At 59.4% G+C, this 16,351-nt stretch carries 17 protein-coding genes; 1 reads left to right on the top strand and 16 read right to left on the bottom strand.

Annotated elements, in window-relative coordinates; translation table 11 throughout:
* Window positions 1-24: 24 nt before the first annotated feature.
* The 16 genes from atpG to rpmH all read right to left on the bottom strand — a co-directional run bounded on the left by atpG (window position 25) and on the right by rpmH (window position 14,217).
* Window positions 25-885, bottom strand: a complete 861-nt coding sequence (atpG, locus tag PF66_RS17870; protein ID WP_017902417.1) for a F0F1 ATP synthase subunit gamma — start codon at window positions 883-885, stop codon at window positions 25-27.
* A gap of 50 nt (window positions 886-935) precedes the next feature.
* Window positions 936-2,480 (bottom strand): F0F1 ATP synthase subunit alpha, encoded by a 1,545-nt coding sequence (atpA, locus tag PF66_RS17865; protein ID WP_054056436.1) that lies wholly within the window; start codon window positions 2,478-2,480, stop codon window positions 936-938.
* Window positions 2,481-2,501: 21 nt separating this feature from the next.
* A complete protein-coding gene (locus PF66_RS17860; RefSeq protein ID WP_017902419.1) occupies window positions 2,502-3,038 on the bottom strand; it encodes a F0F1 ATP synthase subunit delta in 537 nt (178 codons plus the stop codon).
* 12 nt (window positions 3,039-3,050) lie between these two features.
* Window positions 3,051-3,521 carry a F0F1 ATP synthase subunit B gene (locus PF66_RS17855; protein WP_054056435.1) on the bottom strand — a complete coding sequence of 157 codons (471 nt, stop codon included), beginning with the start codon at window positions 3,519-3,521 and terminating at the stop codon, window positions 3,051-3,053.
* Between the two features lie 52 nt (window positions 3,522-3,573).
* Window positions 3,574-3,831 carry a F0F1 ATP synthase subunit C gene (atpE, locus tag PF66_RS32135; RefSeq protein ID WP_002555987.1) on the bottom strand — a complete coding sequence of 86 codons (258 nt, stop codon included), beginning with the start codon at window positions 3,829-3,831 and terminating at the stop codon, window positions 3,574-3,576.
* A gap of 148 nt (window positions 3,832-3,979) precedes the next feature.
* On the bottom strand, window positions 3,980-4,849 hold the full coding sequence (gene atpB, locus PF66_RS17845) for a F0F1 ATP synthase subunit A (protein ID WP_054056433.1): 870 nt from the start codon (window positions 4,847-4,849) through the stop codon (window positions 3,980-3,982).
* A 16-nt stretch (window positions 4,850-4,865) separates the two neighbouring features.
* Window positions 4,866-5,273, bottom strand: coding sequence for a F0F1 ATP synthase subunit I (locus PF66_RS17840; protein ID WP_054056432.1), 408 nt, complete (start codon window positions 5,271-5,273; stop codon window positions 4,866-4,868).
* Between the two features lie 148 nt (window positions 5,274-5,421).
* Entirely contained in the window at window positions 5,422-6,294 is an 873-nt protein-coding gene (locus PF66_RS17835) for a ParB/RepB/Spo0J family partition protein (RefSeq protein WP_054056431.1), read from the bottom strand.
* A gap of 9 nt (window positions 6,295-6,303) precedes the next feature.
* On the bottom strand, window positions 6,304-7,098 hold the full coding sequence (locus PF66_RS17830; RefSeq protein ID WP_054056430.1) for a ParA family protein: 795 nt from the start codon (window positions 7,096-7,098) through the stop codon (window positions 6,304-6,306).
* A gap of 18 nt (window positions 7,099-7,116) precedes the next feature.
* The gene (gene rsmG / locus PF66_RS17825; RefSeq protein ID WP_054063425.1) at window positions 7,117-7,761 is read right to left on the bottom strand and encodes a 16S rRNA (guanine(527)-N(7))-methyltransferase RsmG; all 645 of its coding nucleotides are present in this window, start codon (window positions 7,759-7,761) and stop codon (window positions 7,117-7,119) included.
* Entirely contained in the window at window positions 7,758-9,650 is a 1,893-nt protein-coding gene (mnmG, locus tag PF66_RS17820) for a tRNA uridine-5-carboxymethylaminomethyl(34) synthesis enzyme MnmG (protein WP_054056428.1), read from the bottom strand. The genes rsmG and mnmG overlap by 4 nt, the downstream gene beginning before the upstream one ends.
* Window positions 9,651-10,292: 642 nt before the next feature.
* Window positions 10,293-11,663, bottom strand: coding sequence for a tRNA uridine-5-carboxymethylaminomethyl(34) synthesis GTPase MnmE (gene mnmE, locus PF66_RS17815; RefSeq protein WP_054056427.1), 1,371 nt, complete (start codon window positions 11,661-11,663; stop codon window positions 10,293-10,295).
* 81 nt (window positions 11,664-11,744) lie between these two features.
* The gene (yidC, locus tag PF66_RS17810; protein ID WP_054063424.1) at window positions 11,745-13,424 is read right to left on the bottom strand and encodes a membrane protein insertase YidC; all 1,680 of its coding nucleotides are present in this window, start codon (window positions 13,422-13,424) and stop codon (window positions 11,745-11,747) included.
* 2 nt (window positions 13,425-13,426) lie between these two features.
* The gene (yidD, locus tag PF66_RS32130) at window positions 13,427-13,672 is read right to left on the bottom strand and encodes a membrane protein insertion efficiency factor YidD (RefSeq protein WP_039792602.1); all 246 of its coding nucleotides are present in this window, start codon (window positions 13,670-13,672) and stop codon (window positions 13,427-13,429) included.
* Window positions 13,665-14,066 (bottom strand): ribonuclease P protein component, encoded by a 402-nt coding sequence (gene rnpA / locus PF66_RS17805; protein ID WP_054056450.1) that lies wholly within the window; start codon window positions 14,064-14,066, stop codon window positions 13,665-13,667. Before rnpA ends, yidD begins: the two co-directional genes overlap by 8 nt.
* Window positions 14,067-14,082: 16 nt before the next feature.
* A complete protein-coding gene (rpmH, locus tag PF66_RS32125) occupies window positions 14,083-14,217 on the bottom strand; it encodes a 50S ribosomal protein L34 (protein WP_080635311.1) in 135 nt (44 codons plus the stop codon).
* Window positions 14,218-14,783: 566 nt separating this feature from the next.
* Between rpmH and dnaA the strand changes: the two genes are divergently transcribed.
* On the top strand, window positions 14,784-16,316 hold the full coding sequence (gene dnaA / locus PF66_RS17800; RefSeq protein WP_054056425.1) for a chromosomal replication initiator protein DnaA: 1,533 nt from the start codon (window positions 14,784-14,786) through the stop codon (window positions 16,314-16,316).
* The last annotated feature ends 35 nt before the right edge of the window (window positions 16,317-16,351 follow it).

The following is a 16,351-nucleotide window of genomic DNA, read 5'->3' as shown; positions in this document are numbered from 1 at the left end:
TGGATCCTCTGAATATTTGAACCGTTAAACCGCGGCAGCGCCGCCGACGATTTCCGAGATCTCTTGGGTGATCGCAGCCTGACGCGCCTTGTTGTAGATCAGCTGCAAGTCGCTGATCAGATCACCGGCGTTGTCGGTAGCGTTCTTCATCGCGATCATCCGCGCCGCTTGTTCAGCAGCGTTGTTCTCGACCACCGCCTGGTACACCTGCGACTCCACATAGCGCACCATCAGGCCGTCAAGCAGCTCTTTGGCGTCCGGTTCGTACAGATAGTCCCAGTGGTGCTTGAGATCCTGATCCGGGGTTGCCACCAGTGGAATCAACTGCTCCACGGTAGGCTGCTGGGTCATGGTGTTGATGAACTTGTTGGATACCACGGACAGGCGGTCGATACGGCCGTCCAGGTAGGCATCCAGCATCACCTTCACGCTGCCGATCAGGTCGTTGATCGACGGCTCTTCACCCAGGTGGCTGATAGCTGCAACGACGTTGCCGCCGAAGTTGCGGAAAAACGCCGCCCCCTTGCTACCCACGACACACAGATCGATCTCGACGCCGTTTTCGCGGTTTACCGCCATGTCCTTGACCAGGGCCTTGAACAGGTTGGTGTTCAAGCCGCCGCACAGACCACGGTCACTGCTCACCACGATGTAACCGACGCGCTTGATGTCGCGGTCGATCATGAACGGGTGGCGGTATTCCGGGTTGGCGTTGGCCAGATGCCCAATTACCTGGCGGATACGCTCCGCATAAGGACGGCTAGCAGCCATGCGCATTTGTGCCTTGCGCATTTTGCTGACCGCCACTTTTTCCATGGCGCTGGTAATTTTTTGCGTGCTTTTGATGCTCGCAATCTTACTGCGAATCTCTTTTGCGCCTGCCATGTAACACCTATCAGGTTAGCAAGCGGGAGCCTTGCGGCTCCCGCTGCGGCTTACCAGGTTTGGGTGGCCTTGAACTTCTCGATACCAGCCTTCAGGCCAGCGTCGATTTCGTCATTGAAGTCACCCTTCACGTTGATCTTGGCCATCAAATCGGCGTGATCGCGGTTGAAGTAAGCAATCAGCGCCTGCTCGAAGCTGCCGATCTTGGCGATTTCAATGTCGGTCAGGAACCCACGCTCAGCGGCATACAGCGACAGCGACATGTCGGCGATCGACATTGGCGCGTATTGCTTCTGCTTCATCAGCTCGGTAACGCGCTGACCATGCTCAAGTTGCTTGCGGGTCGCTTCGTCCAGGTCAGAAGCGAACTGGGCGAATGCCGCCAGTTCACGGTACTGAGCCAGGGCGGTACGGATACCACCGGACAGCTTCTTGATGATCTTGGTCTGAGCGGCACCACCTACACGGGATACCGAAACACCGGCGTTCACTGCTGGGCGGATGCCCGAGTTGAACATGGCCGATTCCAGGAAGATCTGACCGTCGGTGATGGAAATCACGTTGGTCGGAACGAACGCGGAAACGTCGCCAGCCTGGGTTTCGATGATCGGCAGAGCGGTCAGGGAGCCGGTTTTGCCGGTCACTGCGCCGTTGGTGAACTTCTCGACGTACTCTTCAGAAACGCGGGATGCGCGCTCCAGCAGACGGGAGTGGAGATAGAACACGTCACCTGGGTACGCTTCACGTCCTGGTGGACGACGCAGCAGCAGGGAGATCTGGCGGTAAGCCACAGCCTGCTTGGACAGATCGTCATAAACGATCAGCGCGTCTTCACCGCGGTCGCGGAAGTATTCGCCCATGGTGCAACCGGAGTACGGAGCCAGGAACTGCAGGGCAGCCGATTCGGAAGCGCTGGCGGCAACGATGATGGTGTTGGCCAGTGCGCCGTTTTCTTCCAGCTTGCGAACCACGTTGGCGATGGTCGATTGCTTCTGACCAACGGCGACGTATACGCAGAAGATACCGCTGTTCTTCTGGTTGATGATGGCGTCGATCGCCATGGCGGTCTTACCGATCTGACGGTCACCGATGATCAGCTCACGCTGGCCACGGCCGACCGGGATCATGGCATCGACTGCCTTGTAGCCAGTCTGTACAGGCTGGTCTACCGACTTACGCCAGATCACGCCTGGAGCAACTTTCTCGACCGCGTCGGTCTCGGTGTTGTTCAGCGGACCTTTGCCGTCGACAGGGTTGCCCAGTGCGTCGACAACGCGACCCAGCAGTTCCTTACCTACCGGAACTTCCAGGATGCGGCCGGTGCACTTGGCGCTCATGCCTTCAGCCAGAGTCGTGTACGCGCCCAGTACCACGGCACCCACGGAGTCCTGCTCCAGGTTGAGGGCCATGCCGTAGACGCCGCCCGGGAACTCGATCATTTCGCCGTACATAGCGTCGGCCAGACCGTGAATCCGCACGATACCGTCAGACACGCTGACGACGGTGCCTTCGTTACGGGCTTGGGAGGTCACATCGAGCTTTTCGATGCGGCCCTTGATAATTTCACTTATTTCGGAAGGATTGAGTTGCTGCATTGCTCTGCTGCCCCTTCAAACTCAAGATTTCAATGCTTCGGCCAGTTTCGCGAGTTTGCCGCGAACTGAGCCATCGATAACCAGGTCGCCGGCGCGAATGACAACACCCCCGATGAGGGATGCATCTTCCGCAACTTGCAGGCGCACTTCCCGGTCGAGTCGTGCACTGAGAACCTTGGCGAGTTTGTCTTGCTGTTCTTGGTTCAATGCAAAAGCACTGGTGACTTCCACGTCTACCGACTTCTCCCGCTCGGCCTTGTACAGGTCGAACAGGGCGGAGATCTCCGGCAACAGCTGGAGACGGTCGTTTTCGGCAACGACGTGGATGAAATTCTGTGCCTTGGCATCGAACTTGTCGCCGCACACGTCGATAAACGCGGCGGCCTTGTTTGCGCTCGTCAGTCGCGGGGCCTTGAGCACGCGCTGCATGGTGTCGTCCTGCGACACCGCTGCTGCCAGGCCGAGCATGGCTGACCAATTGGCCAGTTGCTGGTGGGCCTGAGCGTGCTCGAAGGCCGCCTTAGCGTAAGGTCGGGCCAACGTGGTCAGTTCTGCCATGATCGCCCTCGCTTAAATTTCAGCAGCCAGTTTGTTAACCAGCTCCGCGTGCGCGTTTTGATCGATTGTGGCGCCCAGGATCTTCTCGGCACCACCGACGGCCAGGCTACCCAGTTGGGCGCGCAGCGCGTCTTTGACGCTGTTCAGTTCCTGTTCGATCTCGGCCTGAGCCGAAGCCTTCACGCGCTCAGCTTCGACGCGGGCTTTTTCAACAGCCTCTTCGACGATCTGGTTGCTGCGTTTCTTGGCTTGCTCAATGATCTCGGCTGCCTGTGCTTTCGCTTCGCGCAGTTGATTGCCCGCTTTCTCTTGGGCCAACTCCAGGTCGCGAGCTGCACGGGTGGCAGCGTCCAATCCATCCGCGATCTTCTTCTGACGTTCGTGCAAAGCCGCGATGACCGGAGGCCACACGAACTTCATGCAAAACAGTACAAAAATGAAGAACGCAACGGACTGGCCAATCAGGGTTGCATTAATGTTCACGCCAACACCTCGCTCGTTCGTTGTCCATCAATCAACTCGAAAATTCGAGTGATTAGCCAGCGAGTTGACCAACGAAGGGGTTCGCGAAGGTGAAGAACAGAGCGATACCAACGCCGATCATGGTAACGGCGTCGAGCAGACCGGCCACGATGAACATTTTAACCTGCAGCATTGGAACCATTTCTGGCTGGCGAGCAGCGCCTTCCAGGAATTTGCCGCCCAGCAGGCCGAAACCAATTGCGGTACCCAGTGCGCCCAGGCCGATCAGCAGTGCAACAGCGATAGCAGTTAGACCAACTACAGTTTCCATCTTTCCTCCCGACTTTTACGTCGTATGGTTTAGGTTTTTTTAATTTAAAGCGGTAAAACAAATCGTTTCAGCGGGCCCTGCCGCGGTTTCCCGCTTGAGGCCCTCTCCCGTTTGACCGGGAGAGACATCAGACTGGCCGAGGCCGGTCTTAATGGTTTTCTTCGTGCGCCATCGACAGGTAGACGATGGTCAGCATCATGAAGATGAACGCCTGCAGGGTGATGATCAGGATGTGGAACACCGCCCACGCCCACTGCAGAGCCACGCCCAGGCCGCTCAGCCAGAGCAGGCCGGTGCCGAACATCACGGCGATCAGGATGAACACCAGCTCGCCGGCATACATGTTGCCGAACAGACGCAGTGCCAGAGAGATCGGCTTGGCGATCAGGGTCACGAATTCCAGCAGGAAGTTGACCGGGATCAGCAGCGCCTGGACCAGGACGTTCTTGCTGCCGAACGGGTGCAGGGTCAGTTCGCCGATGAAGCCGCCGATGCCCTTGACCTTGATGCTGTAGAAAATGATCAGCGCGAACACCGAGAAAGCCATGGCCAGCGTGGCGTTCGGGTCGGTGGTCGATACGGCGCGGAACGGAATCTCGTGGTTGCCGGAGATCAGCGCAGCCAGTTGCGGGATCCAGTCGACAGGCACCAGGTCGATGGCGTTCATCAGGAACACCCAGACGAAAATGGTCAGGGCCAGCGGCGCGATCAGCGGGCTGCGGCCGTGGAAGCTGTCCTTGACGCTGCCGTCGACGAACTCGACCAGCACTTCGACGAAGTTCTGCAGGGCGCCCGGCTGACCGGAGGTCGCCTTCTTCGCCGCCATGCGGAACAGCAGGATGAAGATCAGGCCCAGAGCCACGGACCAGCCCAGGGTATCCACGTGGAATGCCCAGAAGCCCATGGCCTTGGCTTCTGCTGCGGAATGGGCAAAGCCCCAACCGCCGTTAGGTAGCTGACCGAAGGTCAGGTTCTGCAAGTGGTGCTGGATATAGCCCGAAGCGGATTCTGCTGACATGTTTGCCTCAAACGCCCTAAGGTCTCAAAAGTCTTGTTTTCATTAGCAGGGGTGCAAACCAGCTGACCGACTGGGTCAGCACGAAGACGCCGAATACCGCGATCGGCGCCAGAGGCTTCACACCTGCAAACGTCAGTGCGAACAGCACTGCCGTCAAAATCAACTTGCCCGCCTCGCCGGCGTAAAAGGACCGGACGATGGACTGGGCTGCTCGGGCGCCGGAAAACCGAAAGGCCCTGTGAGCAAAATACGCATTGGGGAGCAATGCTATCAGGCCTCCGCAGAGTCCCGAGTATCCGGCAACGACACCACGCCATTGCCAAAGCGCCAGCGCGGCCACCAGCAATACGACCAATTGAGCCAATAAAACCGGAAATACCGCCAAGCGATGGAAGGGCAACCTGTTTGGCGTGCGGTTTTCCATCACTTGCGCTCCTCAAGGGTCGGCCGCCGTAAATCAATAACTTGGCATAAATTGTGCCGACAAAATGCGCGCAGAGTATAGGGGCGGTTCAGCCCCTATTCAACTGCCAGGTAGTCTTTTCCGACTGCGCGCTACATGAGGAAATGTTTCAGCGGATGTGCGCAAGGACACCTTGCAACTCGTCGAGCGAGTTGTAGCGGATCACCAACTGGCCCTTTCCTTTCTGGCCATGGCGGATCTGCACCGCAGAGCCCAGGCGCTCGGCCAGGCGCTGTTCGAGACGGCTGATATCCGGATCGGCCTTGGGCGGCTCGACCGGTGCCGGTTTGCCGCTCAGCCACTGGCGAACCAGGGCTTCGGTCTGACGTACGGTGAGGCCGCGTGCGACAACGTGTCGCGCCCCTTCGACCTGCCGGTCATCCGGCAATCCGAGCAGGGCACGGGCGTGTCCCATTTCGAGGTCGCCGTGGGACAGCATGGTCTTGATCACTTCCGGCAACGCAATCAGGCGCAGCAGGTTGGCCACGGTCACCCGGGACTTGCCCACAGCCTCGGCGACCTGTTGCTGGGTCAGCTGGAATTCCTGCTGCAGGCGCTGCAGGGCCAGGGCTTCCTCGATCGGGTTGAGGTCTTCGCGCTGGATGTTCTCGATCAGGGCCATGGCGATGGCGGTTTCATCCGGCACATCGCGGACCATGGCCGGGATGGTCTCCTGGCCGGCCTGCTGGCTGGCGCGCCAGCGGCGTTCGCCGGCGATGATTTCATAGCGCCCGCCGCCGATCGGACGGACCACGATCGGCTGCATGACGCCCTGGGCCCTGATCGAATTCGCCAATTCTTCCAGCGCCTGGGGGTCCATGTCGCGGCGCGGCTGGTACTTGCCGCGCTGGATCAGGTCCAGTGGCAACTGCTGCAGCTCGCGCTGGTCGGCCAGTACGGCCTGCTCTTCCAGCGCACTGACGGTCGGACCGCTCAGCAGAGCGTCCAGTCCGCGTCCGAGTCCTCGTTTCTTGACGGCCATGGGGACTCCTTAGGTTGCCGGGGCGGTGACGCGTGAATTTTTGCGCTGGCGACGAACCATCTCGCCGGCCAGGGCCAGGTAGGCCACCGCGCCGCGGGATTGCTTGTCGTAGGCCAGGGCCGGCATGCCGTAGCTCGGCGCCTCGGCCAGTCGGACGTTGCGGGGAATCACGGTGTCGTACAGCTGGTCACCGAAATGTTCCTTGAGCTGTGCGGAAACGTCGTTCATCAAACTCAGACGTGGGTCGTACATGGTCCGCAGCAGGCCTTCGATTTTCAGCTCGGGGTTGAGCAGCTCGGCGATGCGCTTGATGTTATCCACAAGGTCACTCAGACCTTCGAGGGCGTAGTACTCGCACTGCATGGGGATAACTACCCCGTCGGCCGCGACCAGGGCATTGAGGGTCAGCATCGAAAGCGATGGCGGGCAGTCGATCAGGATGAAGTCGTAGTTCTCGCGGATCGGCGCCAGGGCGCTGCGCAGACGGCTTTCCTTCATCTGCATTTCCAGCAGCACCACTTCGGCCGCCGTCAGGTCGCGGTTGGCCGGCAGCAGTTGGTAACCGCCGTGTTCGGAGAAGTGCATGGCCTGGGCCAGATCGCATTCGCCGATCAGCACATCGTAGATGGAGTTTTCCAGGCCGTGCTTATCCACACCGCTACCCATGGTGGCGTTGCCCTGTGGATCGAGGTCGATCAGCAGCACCCGGCGCTTGGTCGCGACCAGGGATGCTGCGAGGTTGATGCAGGTGGTGGTCTTGCCCACGCCACCCTTCTGGTTCGCTATCGCGAATACCTTAGCCATTCTTGCTTGTGTTCCCAATCATGCCGTGCGGCGCAGTATCAGCAGATGACGTTGGCCTTGGCAACCGGGTACGGCCAAGGCGTGTTCGCTATCGAGGTGGAAGTCTGCCGGCAATGCTACCAGCTCATCCGCTGGATGGACGCCCTTCATTGCCAGCCAGCGTGTATCGCGGTCACCCAGGTGACGGGTCCAGTTCGTGAAGTTCTCCATGCTGCTGAACGCCCGGGAAATGATGCCGGTAAAGGGCTGTTCAGGCTGGAAGGCTTCGACACGACTGTGGATAACTTGCAGGTTATCCAGCTTGAGTTCGAGTTTGACCTGGGTCAGAAAGCGGGTCTTCTTGCCGTTGCTGTCCAGGCAGGCCACAGCCGAACCGGGAAACAGGATCGCCAGGGGGATGCCCGGCATGCCGCCGCCACTGCCGACATCGAGCCAGCGCCCGTCCTCGATGAAGGACATCACGCTCAGGCTGTCGAGCAGGTGCCGCGAAACCATTTCGTCCGGATCACGCACGGCGGTCAGGTTGTAGGCCTTGTTCCACTTGATCAACAGGGACAGGTAACCCAGCAGCTGTTCGTGCTGGGTTGCGGTCAGGTCGACACCGAGCTGGCGAGCACCTGTGGATAACTCTTCGGCGTGTTGCGTGGTGACCAACGAACTCAAGCGCTTTGCTCCAACTGACGGCCGGCGCCGCGTTTTTTCAAATGAATCATCAACAGGGATATCGCCGCCGGCGTCACCCCGGGAATGCGCGAAGCCTGGCCCAGGGTCTCGGGACGGGTGGCGCTGAGCTTGCTCTGGATTTCCTTCGACAGGCCGGAAATGGTCGAGTAATCGATATCCACAGGCAGGCGGATGTCTTCACTGGCCCGCAGGCGGGCGATCTCGTCCTGCTGGCGGTCGATGTAGCCGGCGTACTTGGTCTTGATCTCGACCTGTTCGGCGACCTGTGGATCATCCGCACCCTGCCCGGTCACTTCGACCAGGCCAGCGTAGTCGATTTCCGGACGGCTCAGCAGGTTCAGCAGGTTGTATTCATGGGCCAGGGGGGTGCCGAATTTTTCGGCGATGGCGTTGCCCTGCTCGGTACCCGGGCGGACCCAGGTGCTTTTCAGACGCTGCTCTTCCTGCTCGATACCCTCGCGCTTCTTGCAGAAAGCCGCCCAGCGCACGTCATCCACAAGCCCGAGTTCGCGGCCTTTTTCCGTCAGGCGCAGGTCGGCGTTGTCCTCGCGCAGGATCAGGCGGTACTCGGCACGGGAGGTGAACATCCGGTACGGCTCCTGGGTACCGAGGGTGATCAGGTCGTCGACCAACACACCGATGTACGCCTCGTCGCGACGCGGGCACCAGCTGTCCTTGCCCTTGGCCCGCAGTGCGGCGTTGGCGCCAGCCAACAGACCCTGGGCGCCGGCCTCCTCGTAACCGGTGGTGCCGTTGATCTGGCCGGCGAAGAACAGACCGCCGATCACCTTGGTTTCCAGGCTGTACTTGAGGTCACGCGGATCGAAGTAGTCGTACTCGATGGCGTAGCCGGGCCGGACGATATGGGCGTTTTCCATGCCGCGGATCGACTGGACGATCTGCAGTTGCACGTCGAACGGCAGGGATGTGGATATCCCGTTCGGGTACAGCTCGTTGGTGGTCAGACCTTCCGGCTCGATGAACACCTGGTGGCTCGCCTTGTCGGCGAAACGGTGGATCTTGTCCTCGATCGACGGGCAGTAGCGCGGGCCGATGCCCTCGATCACGCCGGAATACATCGGCGAACGATCGAGGTTGGCGGCAATGATCTCGTGGGTGCGGGCATTGGTGTGGGTAATCCAGCAACTGACCTGCCGTGGATGCTGCTCTTTGGAACCCAGGAAAGACATCACAGGGATCGGCGTGTCGCCTGGTTGTTCGGTCATCACCGAGAAATCCACAGACCGCGCGTCGATGCGCGGCGGCGTACCGGTTTTCAGCCGACCGACACGCAGCGGCAGCTCGCGCAGGCGATGGGCCAGGGCGATCGAGGGTGGATCGCCGGCACGGCCACCGGAATAGTTCTGCAAACCGATGTGGATAAGTCCGCCCAGGAAGGTACCGGTGGTCAATACCACGGAGTCGGCGAAGAAACGCAGGCCCATCTGGGTGACGACGCCGCGGACCTGGTCCTGCTCGACGATCAGGTCATCGGCGGATTGCTGAAATATCCACAGGTTCGGCTGGTTTTCCAGGATCTCGCGTACCGCGGCCTTGTACAGGGCGCGGTCGGCCTGGGCCCGGGTGGCGCGCACCGCCGGACCTTTGCGGCTGTTGAGAACGCGGAACTGGATGCCGCCTTTATCGGTGGCAATCGCCATAGCGCCGCCAAGGGCATCGATTTCCTTGACCAGGTGGCTTTTACCAATACCACCAATGGCCGGGTTGCAGCTCATGGCACCGAGGGTTTCCACGTTGTGCGTCAGCAACAGGGTTTTTGCCCCCATGCGTGCTGATGCTAGTGCTGCCTCGGTACCGGCATGACCGCCGCCGATGACGATCACTTCAAAACGGGAAGGGAAATCCACCACGCACCTCGTGCCTGCTTCCAGGTAGGTAAATAAGAGAAATTTGGACTGAATGACCCAGTATAGGGAATTCGCCCTTCCTAAAGAACCCTTTGCACAAAATTTAACCAGTTGTGGATAAGCACGCACAATAGAAATCAAAAAGAAGGAAATGTATTAAAACCTTGTTTTTATGTTTATTCTTAGGGCCCAACCTATCTGTGGATAAGGTTATACAGCCCTTATTTATCAATGTGTACAGCGATTCATAACTCTGTGGTCATGTGCTCGGGAGGGTTTGGGATAACCGGTGTAAGCCTGTGGATTAAAGTGATCGTTATCCACAGAGTGGTTCATCCTCAGTTTTCAGGCCGGGTTATCAACTGAGCTGAAGCGCGGTTATTCACAGGGCTTAATCCACAGAAAAAGGCCGGGGAGGCGACGGCCGGACACGGAAAATCCTCCCGTGGCCAGGATGAATCAGTGGAGATTGGAGTGTCAGGCAGGAAAGGGTTGATGACGGGTATGGCTGGAGGGAAATGGCGCAAGTGGCCATTTTCAGGAATAGGAAGGAAACGCGAGCCGGGTGGAACCCTGCCGTCCCGGCTCACCTCAAGGCAGGCGCCTACCTTGAATTGTGGATAACCACATTGCTGCTGGCTGTCATTTTCCGATACAAAAACTCGAGAAAATTCTTCCCAGCAAGTCATCGGAGCTGAATGCACCGGTGATTTCGCCGAGGAACTGCTGGGCCTGGCGCAAATCTTCGGCCAGCAGCTCGCCCGCCCCCGCCAGGGTCAACTGGGCGTGGCCGTGTTCCAGGGCCGCACTGGCGAAGCGCAGGGCCTCCAGGTGCCGGCGACGTGCGCTGAAACTGCTTTCGGCGGTCTGTTCATAACCCATGCAGGCCTTGAGGTGATCACGCAGCAGCTCCAGGCCTTCGCCAGCAGACTTGGCGCTGAGGCTGATGGTGACATGACCGTCCTCGCTGACTTCCAGGGCGATCTTCTCGCCGCTCAGGTCGGCCTTGTTGCGGATCAAGGTGACCTTGGCCGGGTCAGGCCGCTGTTCAAGAAACTCCGGCCACAGGGCGAAGGGATCTGCTGCCTCGGGCGCCGTGGCGTCCACCACCAGCAGCACGCGATCCGCCTCGCCGATGGCCTTGAGCGCCCGTTGCACCCCGATCTTTTCCACATGGTCGTCGGTGTCGCGCAAGCCGGCGGTGTCAACCACGTGCAGCGGCATGCCATCGATGTGGATATGTTCACGGAGAATATCCCGGGTGGTGCCGGCGATCTCGGTGACGATGGCCGCTTCGCGCCCGGCCAGGGCATTGAGCAGGCTCGACTTGCCGGCATTCGGCCGGCCGGCGATCACCACGGTCATGCCATCGCGCAACAACGCGCCCTGCCCGGCTTCGCGGATCACTGTGGACAACTCGTCACGGACCGCGTCGAGCATCGCCAGGACATGGCCATCGGCAAGGAAGTCGATTTCCTCCTCGGGAAAGTCGATGGCCGCCTCGACGTAGATCCGCAGGCTGATCAGCTGTTCGGTGAGGTTATGCACACGCTGGGAAAACGCTCCCTGCAACGAACGCAGGGCATTGCGCGCCGCCTGGGCGGAACTCGCCTCGATCAGGTCGGCGATCGCTTCGGCCTGGGCCAGGTCGAGCTTGTCGTTGAGGAACGCGCGTTCGCTGAATTCGCCCGGACGGGCCAACCGGCAACCCAGTTGCAGGCAACGCTGCAGCAGCATGTCGAGCACGATAGGGCCACCGTGGCCCTGCAGCTCCAGCACATCTTCGCCGGTGAACGAATTCGGCCCCGGGAAATACAGCGCCAGGCCTTCGTCCAGCACTTCACCGGCCTCACCGTGGAATGGGCCATAGTGGGCAAACCGCGGTTTCAGCTCACGACCGCTGATGGCCTGTGCCGCAGTCTGCGCCAGAGGCCCGGAAATACGGACGATACCGACACCACCACGACCCTGGGCGGTGGCGACGGCGGCGATGGTTTCCCGAGGGACGTTCATGGAGCGAGCCTCAAAACAGAAAGTGGCAGATAGCAAAACGCCCCACTAGGGGGCGTCTTGAGTGGTTATCCACAGCGTATGTCAGGCAGCGGCCTTTTTGGTAGCAGCTTCGATACGGCTGGTGATGTACCACTGCTGGGCGATCGACAGGCAGTTGTTCACAACCCAGTACAGCACCAGACCCGCAGGGAACCACAGGAAGAAGAAGGTGAAGATGATCGGCATCAGCTTCATCACCTTGGCCTGCATCGGGTCCGGCGGAGTCGGGTTCAGACGCTGCTGGATGAACATGGTGGCGCCCATGATGATCGGCAGGATGAAGAACGGATCCTTGATCGACAGGTCGGTAATCCACAGGATGAACGGGGCCTGGCGCATTTCAACGCTTTCCAGCAGCACCCAGTACAGCGAAAGGAAAACCGGCATCTGCACCAGGATCGGCAGGCAGCCACCCAGCGGATTGATCTTCTCTTTCTTGTACAGCTCCATCATGGCCTGCGACATCTTCTGCCGATCGTCGCCAAACTGTTCCTTCAGCTGGGCCAGTCGCGGGGCAACGGCACGCATGCGGGCCATCGACTTGTAGCTGGCAGCCGACAGTGGGAAGAACAGGCCCTTGATCAGCATGGTCAGCACGATGATCGAGAAGCCCCAGTTACCCAGCAGGCCGTGGATATGTTGCAGCAGCCAGAAGATCGGCTGGGCGATGAACCACAGGATGCCGTAGTCGACGGTCAGTTCCAGGCCTGGGGACAACTGCTTCAGTACGGACTGGATCTTCGGACCGGCGTAGAGAACGGCACTGACCTCGGCCTTCTGCCCTGGCGCCACGTTCAGCGAAGGGCCGGTGTAGCCGATGATGTAATTGCCCTGGCTGTCCTTGCGGGTGCTTACGACATTGCTGTCGCCCTTGGCAGGAACCCAGGCGGTTACGAAGTAGTGTTGCAGCCAGGCCACCCAGCCACCCTGGACGGTTTCCTTCAGCGAGCCCTTGTCGATATCTTTCATCGACACTTTCTTGTACGGCTCCGAACTTGTCCACAGGGCGGCGCCCAGGTAGGTCGCGGTACCGGTGGCGGTGCTCGAGGACGGATCGGCGCTGGCGTCGCGCTTGAGCTGGGCGAACATCGCCCCCGACCATGGCTGGCCGCTTTCGTTGTCGATCAGGTAGGAAACGGTCACGTCATACAGGCCGCGCTTCAGGGTGAAACGCTTGATGTAGTTGACGCCGTTCGCGCTGAACTTCAGGTCGACGACCAGTTGGTCCTGACCGTCAGCCAGTTGATAACTTTTCTGCTCGGATGCGTACAGCGGACGACCTGCGGCATTCGAGTCCGGGCCGTTGGTACCGATCAGGCCGCTTTGTGCCAGGTAGATACGCTCGCCACCGTTGTCAAACAGCTGGAATGGAACGTCCGGATGATCCTGGCGACGTGGGTATTTCGGCAACTTGAGTTGCGCGACGTCACCACCTTTCGGATCGATGGCAAGTTCCAGCACATCCGTCTTGATCTGGATGAGGTCCTTGCTGACGGCCAGCGGTGCTTCGGCAGGAGCGCTGGTGTCATTGGTGGCTCGTGGAATGTCATCACTGGCGGCGGCATTGCTGCCGGTTGCGGTATCCGGCAGACCGGAAACGGTGGTGCTGGCAACATTCTGAGTCGGCAGGGCAGCCTGGCCGTAGTCCTGGTTCCATTTCAGAACCATGACGTAGGACACGATTGCCAGGGCGACGATCAGGATCGTGCGTTTGATATCCATGATTACTCGGCCATCGAAGAAGAACGGGAGGTAGGAATAGGTGGAACCGGGTCATAACCACCGGCATTCCACGGATGACAGCGACCTAAACGACGAAAGGTCAGCCAGCCACCGCGCAGGAGTCCATGAGTTTCGATGGCTTCGTACGCGTAGCAGGAACAACTGGGGTAGAAACGACAGTGACTGGCCATCAGGGGACTAATGGCATAGCGGTAAAACTGGATCGGAACGAGTGCCAGTTTACGCATCTGGACTGTCTACCCCTGCAGATTCGGTTTTGACTGCGGCAGCTGGTGCATTACGAACCAGGCGTTTCCACAGCTTACCGAAATGCTGAATCAATTCGGGGTTTTCTACGTCCCCCAAACCTTTGCGCGCGACGATAACAATGTCCCAGCCTGCCAGTAAATCCTGGTGCAGACGGAACGATTCGCGCATCACACGTTTGAGGCGATTGCGCTCAACGGAGAGCTTGACGCTCTTTTTACCGATAACCAGCCCCAGCCGGGGATGATCGAGGTCGTTGTTGCGCGCAAGGAGCAGGAGGTTTTTCCCCGGAACCTTGCCGGTAGGGGAGTCAAAGACCGCCTTGAAATGTCGTGGAGTAAGCAGACGCTTTTCCCGACTGAAGTCCTGACTCACCACCAAAGCCGGAATATCAAACCGACAGACGGGCACGACCTTTGGCGCGGCGGCGCGACAGGACGGCACGACCGTTCTTGGTTGCCATGCGAGCACGGAAACCGTGGGTGCGGGCGCGTTTGATAGTGCTGGGTTGGAAAGTACGTTTCATGGCGTTGCTACCTGGTTCGTCACAACGGGCCGGAATGGCCCCCGTTTTAAGAGATCGGCGATTCTAGAGAAAGCAAGCCTTCAGGTCAATTTCCAACCAGCTTTTCCTTCCTATAGGTATTTCTCGTTCCCGGGCTTGATCAACACGAGCTCCAGACATAGAAATAAAGAAGCGAATTATTTAAAGCTTTTCTGTAAAGCTTATAAAAGCTTAGCTCGCGAGCATCTGTGGATAACTGGCTTGAGGCCAGGAAACACCTACTGTACAGAGAATGACAACACGGTGGGGAAACGGTGCCCTGCCTGTGCTGCGCCGGCGAATAAGTTGTGTGTGGAAAGAGAGGTTATCCACAGGCGGGTTGTCCACAGACTTTCGATCACACTTGTGCAACGCCCTCAAGGGCTGTTATCCACAGGGCTTATTCACATACCGCTGGTCGCCTTGTTCACAGATAAGAGATTGATTCGCCGGGCTCTGCCTGCAATCGACGTGTGGATAAGTGCTCGGCCTGCCGGTACAATGGCCGCTTGTTTTTGCCTTACCGGCTTTCAACTTAGGGGATATCCGTGTCAGTGGAACTTTGGCAGCAGTGCGTGGAGCTTCTGCGTGATGAGCTGCCTGCCCAGCAATTCAACACCTGGATCCGTCCACTACAGGTCGAAGCCGAAGGCGACGAGTTGCGTGTCTATGCACCGAACCGTTTTGTGCTCGACTGGGTGAACGAAAAGTACCTGGGACGTTTGCTTGAGCTGCTGAACGAGCATGGCAACGGCATGGCGCCTGCCCTTTCCTTATTAATAGGCAGCAAACGCAGTTCGGCGCCGCGTGCTGCACCGAATGCTCCTCTGGCTGCCGCGGCTTCCCAGGCCCTGGCCGCCAGTGCGGCTGCCGCCGCGGCGGCTACACCGACTGCACCGGTGGCAACGCCGACCCCGCCACCCGCCAGCCAGAAGGAAGTGGCGGAGGCCAGCGAAGAGCCGTCCCGCGACAGTTTCGATCCGATGGCCGGCGCCGCCGCGCAGCAGGCTCCGGTACGTGCCGAACAGCGCACGGTCCAGGTCGAGGGCGCACTCAAGCACACCAGTTACCTGAACCGTACCTTCACCTTCGAGAACTTCGTCGAGGGTAAGTCCAACCAGCTGGCCCGCGCTGCGGCGTGGCAGGTGGCGGACAACCCCAAGCATGGCTACAACCCGCTGTTCCTGTATGGTGGCGTCGGTCTCGGTAAGACCCACTTGATGCATGCTGTGGGTAACCATCTATTGAAGAAGAACCCGAATGCCAAGGTGGTCTACCTGCATTCGGAGCGTTTCGTCGCCGACATGGTCAAGGCGCTGCAGTTGAACGCCATCAACGAGTTCAAGCGCTTCTACCGTTCGGTGGACGCCCTGCTGATCGACGACATTCAGTTCTTCGCACGCAAGGAGCGTTCCCAGGAAGAGTTTTTCCACACCTTCAACGCCTTGCTCGAAGGCGGCCAGCAGGTGATTCTCACCAGTGACCGCTATCCCAAGGAAATCGAAGGCCTGGAAGAGCGCCTGAAGTCGCGTTTCGGCTGGGGCCTGACCGTTGCGGTGGAGCCGCCCGAGCTGGAAACCCGCGTGGCGATCCTGATGAAGAAGGCCGACCAGGCCAAGGTCGAACTGCCCCATGACGCGGCGTTCTTCATTGCCCAGCGTATTCGCTCCAACGTACGCGAACTCGAAGGCGCACTGAAGCGGGTGATCGCCCACTCGCACTTCATGGGGCGAGAGATCACCATCGAGCTGATCCGCGAATCGCTGAAGGACCTGCTGGCCCTGCAGGACAAGCTGGTGTCTGTGGATAACATCCAGCGGACCGTGGCCGAGTACTACAAGATCAAGATTTCCGATCTGCTGTCCAAGCGCCGTTCGCGCTCGGTCGCTCGTCCGCGTCAGGTCGCCATGGCCCTGTCCAAGGAATTGACCAACCACAGCCTGCCGGAAATCGGCGATGTGTTTGGTGGGCGCGACCACACCACTGTCTTGCACGCATGCCGCAAGATCAACGAACTAAAGGAATCCGACGCGGACATCCGCGAGGACTACAAGAACCTGCTGCGTACACTGACCACTTGAGAATTGCAGCGCAGCTTATTAAGGCAAGGGACTAG

It is taken from the genome of Pseudomonas asplenii (assembly GCF_001293465.1).
In the GTDB taxonomy this organism is placed as follows: domain Bacteria; phylum Pseudomonadota; class Gammaproteobacteria; order Pseudomonadales; family Pseudomonadaceae; genus Aquipseudomonas; species Aquipseudomonas fuscovaginae_B.
Note: the sequence above shows the minus strand (reverse complement) of the source record. Positions and strands in the feature narration are given on the sequence as shown.

Excerpts from the sequence above, each read along its gene's own strand:
- atpG (WP_017902417.1), bottom strand. The coding sequence starts at position 885 with ATGGCAGGCGCAAAAGAGATTCGCAGTAAGATTGCGAGCATCAAAAGC.
- atpA (WP_054056436.1), bottom strand. The coding sequence starts at position 2,480 with ATGCAGCAACTCAATCCTTCCGAAATAAGTGAAATTATCAAGGGCCGC.
- PF66_RS17860 (WP_017902419.1), bottom strand. The coding sequence starts at position 3,038 with ATGGCAGAACTGACCACGTTGGCCCGACCTTACGCTAAGGCGGCCTTC.
- atpE (WP_002555987.1), bottom strand. The coding sequence starts at position 3,831 with ATGGAAACTGTAGTTGGTCTAACTGCTATCGCTGTTGCACTGCTGATC.
- atpB (WP_054056433.1), bottom strand. The coding sequence starts at position 4,849 with ATGTCAGCAGAATCCGCTTCGGGCTATATCCAGCACCACTTGCAGAAC.
- PF66_RS17840 (WP_054056432.1), bottom strand. The coding sequence starts at position 5,273 with ATGGAAAACCGCACGCCAAACAGGTTGCCCTTCCATCGCTTGGCGGTA.
- PF66_RS17835 (WP_054056431.1), bottom strand. The coding sequence starts at position 6,294 with ATGGCCGTCAAGAAACGAGGACTCGGACGCGGACTGGACGCTCTGCTG.
- PF66_RS17830 (WP_054056430.1), bottom strand. The coding sequence starts at position 7,098 with ATGGCTAAGGTATTCGCGATAGCGAACCAGAAGGGTGGCGTGGGCAAG.
- mnmE (WP_054056427.1), bottom strand. The coding sequence starts at position 11,663 with ATGAACGTCCCTCGGGAAACCATCGCCGCCGTCGCCACCGCCCAGGGT.
- yidC (WP_054063424.1), bottom strand. The coding sequence starts at position 13,424 with ATGGATATCAAACGCACGATCCTGATCGTCGCCCTGGCAATCGTGTCC.
- yidD (WP_039792602.1), bottom strand. The coding sequence starts at position 13,672 with ATGCGTAAACTGGCACTCGTTCCGATCCAGTTTTACCGCTATGCCATT.
- rpmH (WP_080635311.1), bottom strand. The coding sequence starts at position 14,217 with ATGAAACGTACTTTCCAACCCAGCACTATCAAACGCGCCCGCACCCAC.